Source organism: Microcoleus sp. Pol11C2 (genome assembly GCF_036701505.1).
Lineage (GTDB): Bacteria > Cyanobacteriota > Cyanobacteriia > Cyanobacteriales > Microcoleaceae > Microcoleus.
In genome coordinates this window covers 1-1,132 of the sequence record NZ_JAUBQX010000124.1, presented here as the reverse complement: position 1 = coordinate 1,132, position 1,132 = coordinate 1, and the positions used below count along the sequence as shown (strand labels likewise).

Here is a 1,132-nt window from a genome sequence, read left to right as displayed (position 1 = left end):
TTCATCTTTTTATTGTCACAATCAAGTATTGCATATAATTGTATCCTAGTCTTGATAATGATTTAGGATTGCTATACCGCGTCAGATCAAGAATGCCCAAACGAATTACGATCACACCTCATCTGAGTGTAGAAGAGCTACAGAGTCGTTTCCGTCAGGCCAAAACACCCACTTGTGCTCATCATTATCAAATTATTTGGCTGTTAGCAAACGGCAAAACCACCGCAGAAGTGATGGCAGTAACTGGTTATAGTCGCGGTTGGATTTATGAAACGAGTCTGGGGATACAACTATTTAGGACCAGAATCTCTCGGAGATCAGCGTCTCACAAATCGAGATCGTGATCCTCTGCTTAATGATGTAGAACAAGCTCAGTTGTGGCAAGTCCTACAGCAGCCACCTCTCGATGGCGGGCTATGGAATGGTCGTAAAGTGGCAGACTAGATGAGTGAACTTACAGGTTACAAAGTTTCTCGTCAAAGAGGATGGGAATATTTGAAGTCCATGAAGTTTCGATTGAGAGTTCCTCGCCCAGAACACCAGGAATCCGATCTCCTCGAACAAGAGGAATGGAAAAAAAAAATCTGCGCCGATTCGTCAAGGACATCAAGTAGCAGAACCCTTCAATCGACGTAGAAGTCTGGTCAAAGGACGAACATCGGAGCGGATTGAAACCTGTGAGAGAGACGAGAATGGGTGGATGAGTTTAGTAATGCCACTGCTGTGGTTAACTGGCGGTTTCAAGGGTTGTGGTTATATGGTTTTGTGCATCCGAGTTCAGGAGAAACAAAGGCGTGGATATTGCCATTTGTCAATAGCCAGCTTTTTGAGCGAGTCTTAGCAAATTTGGCCAGCCCTTTTCAAGCGGGGCAGAAAAAAAGAGTAGTTTTAGTAGTAGATAGAGCCGGATGGCATTTGAGTAAACAAGTAAAAATTCCAAACGGCATACATTTGTATTGTCTGCCTTCACACTCGCCCCAACTGCAACCAGCAGAAAGGCTATGGCCGCTGACAAATGAACCGATAGCCAATCGCTGTTTTAAAAACGCAAGATGAATTATAGCAATCCTAAATGATTTTCTATATTTATAAACAATCCTAAATAATTTTCTGTGTGTAAGTATATTGACGT

The 1,132-nt window shown here is 42.8% G+C and carries 1 pseudogene; it reads left to right on the top strand.

Features of this window, described 5'->3' with window-relative positions:
• The first annotated feature begins 92 nt into the window (after positions 1-92).
• Positions 93-1,056: pseudogene (locus QUA42_RS27590) on the top strand (IS630 family transposase).
• Positions 1,057-1,132: the final 76 nt, after the last annotated feature.